This is a genomic window from Bacillus sp. SIMBA_008 (genome assembly GCF_046535495.1).
Lineage (GTDB): Bacteria > Bacillota > Bacilli > Bacillales > Bacillaceae > Bacillus > Bacillus subtilis.
The window spans coordinates 1-375 of the sequence record NZ_JAWRWL010000092.1 but is presented as its reverse complement, the minus strand read 5'-3'; the positions used below and the strand labels follow the sequence as shown (position 1 = coordinate 375).

The 375-nt window shown below is 55.5% G+C and carries 1 protein-coding gene; it reads left to right on the top strand.

From position 1 onward, the window contains the following. Positions 1-375: Na+/H+ antiporter NhaC family protein (locus SB658_RS22290; protein ID WP_410602379.1), on the top strand; the 375-nt coding region annotated here is incomplete at both ends.

Sequence of the window (375 nt, the reverse complement as noted above, 5' to 3'; positions counted from 1 at the left end):
AAACGGGCGATGTGGCTTCCTTGGTCAAAGCATCAACAGGCTTTATCGGTCACAGTCAATCATTAGGCGCGCTCTTGATGCTGGTGGTCGGTTTATTAATCACGATGGGAATCGGATCATCATTTGCAACCGTACCCGTCATTACGACCATATTCGTTCCGCTGTGCGCTCAGCTCGGATTCAGCCCGATGGCGACGATCGCCGTAATCGGAGCGGCCGCCGCGGTCGGTGATGCGGGTTCTCCTGCAAGCGACAGTACGCTCGGGCCGACGTCAGGCCTCAGCGCCGACGGACAGCACCACCACATTTGGGATACGTGCGTACCGACATTTATTTTCTATAACATCCCGCTTGTGATATTCGGCTGGATTGCCG